Origin of the sequence: Methylibium sp., assembly GCF_031393925.1 — a bacterium.
GTDB lineage: Bacteria > Pseudomonadota > Gammaproteobacteria > Burkholderiales > Burkholderiaceae_C > Methylibium.
This window is the reverse complement of sequence record NZ_JANMWL010000164.1, coordinates 1-2,061: the sequence shown is the minus strand read 5'-3', so window position 1 is coordinate 2,061 and position 2,061 is coordinate 1. Positions and strand designations below refer to the sequence as shown.

Below are 2,061 nucleotides of genomic sequence, written 5' to 3'. Positions count from 1 at the left end.
TACCGCCTGTGGCTCGACGAGGAGCGCGTTTACTCATGCGCCTATTTCAAGAGTCCCGACGAGTCGCTGGATCAGGCCCAGCGCAACAAGCTGGAGCACATCTGCCGCAAGCTTCGGCTGCAGCCCGGCGAGCGTTTGCTCGACATCGGCTGCGGCTGGGGTGCGCTGGTGTGCTGGGCGGCCCGGCACCACGGCGTGCGGGCCCACGGCATCACGCTGAGCCAGCAGCAACTCGAGTACGCGCAGCAGCGCGTCCGCACTGAAGGCTTGCAGGACCTGGTGACGGTAGAACTGCGCGACTACCGAGACATCGTCGGTGAAGGCGTCTTTGACAAGGTGTCGAGCGTCGGCATGTTCGAGCACGTGGGGCTGGCCAATCTGCCGGCCTACCTGGCCATCGTCCGGAGGGTCCTGCGCCCGGGTGGGCTGTTCCTGAATCACGGCATCACGCACGATGAGGAAGGCTGGCAAAAGTCGGTTTCCACCGAGTTCATCAACCGCTACGTCTTCCCCGATGGCGAGCTCGACTGCGTCAGCAATATCCAGCTCGGCATGGAGCGGGCCGGCTTCGAGATTCACGACGTCGAAGGCCTGCGCCCACATTACGCGCTGACGCTTCGCCACTGGGTGCAGCGGCTGGAAGCCAACCGTGAGGCGGCACTGCGCGAGGTCGACGAGCCAACCTATCGCGTCTGGCGGCTGTACATGGCGGCGTGCGCGCTGGACTTCGAGGCCGGGACCACGGGCATCTACCAGATCCTCGCGTCCAGGCCCAACCGAGGCGAGTGGCCGCTTCCGCTGTCGAGGGGCGACCTCTATGGCGGCCGCGTTGACTGTGTGGAAGGAGCAAGCTGAATGTGCTTCTCTGCCACGGCCAGCTTCTCGGCGGGTGCCTTACTGCTCGGGCTCGGCGCGCTGACCATGAGAGCAGCGCTGGCGACGCATCAGCGGCGCGAACTGCCGTTCGCGGCGATCCCGCTGTTGTTCGCCATTCAGCAACTGATCGAAGGCGTGATCTGGCTGACCTTCCGCGTGGATGCGCCGCTGCTGAACTCGGTGATGACCCACGTGTATTCCTTCTTCTCGCATGTGCTGTGGCCGGTTTATGTGCCCGTGGCCGTGCTGCTGTTGGAGCCCACGGGATGGCGTCGGCGAGCGTTGTTCGCGTTCGTCGCGGCCGGCGTCGCGGTGGGCGCGTACCTGCTGTACATCCTGTTGGCGTTTCCGGTTGTCTCGCGGCCGACGGGGCAGCACGTCGAGTACGTCTCACCGCATTTCTTCGCGGCAGCGACGATGACGCTGTACCTGATGTCGACCGCCCTGAGTCCGGTCCTGTCCACGCATCCCATGGTGAGGGTCTTCGGCGCTCTGGCGCTGCTGTCGTTTGGCGCCGCCTACACCTTCTATGCGACGTGGTTCATCTCGGTGTGGTGCTTCTTTGCTGCGTTGTTGAGCGCGGTGATCTATCTCCACTTTGCATGGCGTGGTGCCAGCCGCGGCGGGCTGCGGCGCATGCCCGCAACGACCGGTCTAAGCTGAGCTTTGGAGAACAGGTCATGCAAAAGCGATCGGCATTCCTGACAACCGCCTTGGTACTGAGCCTCACCGGTTGCGGCTACAAGCCGCCGAGCGTCGGGTTCGATGCCGCGTCGGCCACACCCACCGACGCTGCTTCGGGAGCGGCCAGGTGATCACCAGCACGGCCGCGATCGGGATCGGGATCGGCAGAGCGTTGCTCTTGGCATGCGCGCTTGGCTGGTCCGCACTGGCCCCAGCGCAGGTGCCCGTCCCGCCGTTGACGGGGCATGTCATCGACCAGACCGGCACGCTCACCGCTGAGCAGAGAGCGTCGCTCGAGCAAACCTTGACGGCGTTCGAGGCCAGGAAGGGCAGTCAGCTTGCGGTGCTGATGATCGCCTCGTCAGCCCCGGAAGCCATCGAACCGTTCGCCTTGCGCGTCGCCGAGCAATGGAAGCTCGGACGCAAGAAGATCGATGACGGCGCCATCCTCGTCGTTGCGAAGGGCGACCGCGCGATGCGTATCGAGGTGGGCTACGGCCT

At 65.1% G+C, this 2,061-nt stretch carries 4 protein-coding genes; all 4 read left to right on the top strand.

The genetic code is table 11. The features are described 5' to 3' along the window. The coding region (locus RMO12_RS09220) for a cyclopropane-fatty-acyl-phospholipid synthase family protein (RefSeq protein WP_309639064.1) at window positions 1-855 on the top strand (855 nt) is incomplete at its 5' end. Then, window positions 856-1,539, top strand: coding sequence for a DUF6629 family protein (locus tag RMO12_RS09215; protein ID WP_309639063.1), 684 nt, complete (start codon window positions 856-858; stop codon window positions 1,537-1,539). Window positions 1,540-1,556: 17 nt separating this feature from the next. Continuing rightward, window positions 1,557-1,691 (top strand): hypothetical protein, encoded by a 135-nt coding sequence (locus RMO12_RS09210; RefSeq protein ID WP_309639062.1) that lies wholly within the window; start codon window positions 1,557-1,559, stop codon window positions 1,689-1,691. Beyond that, a partial coding sequence (locus RMO12_RS09205; RefSeq protein ID WP_405029652.1) for a TPM domain-containing protein occupies window positions 1,688-2,061 on the top strand: 374 nt, incomplete at its 3' end. The genes RMO12_RS09210 and RMO12_RS09205, both read left to right, overlap by 4 nt.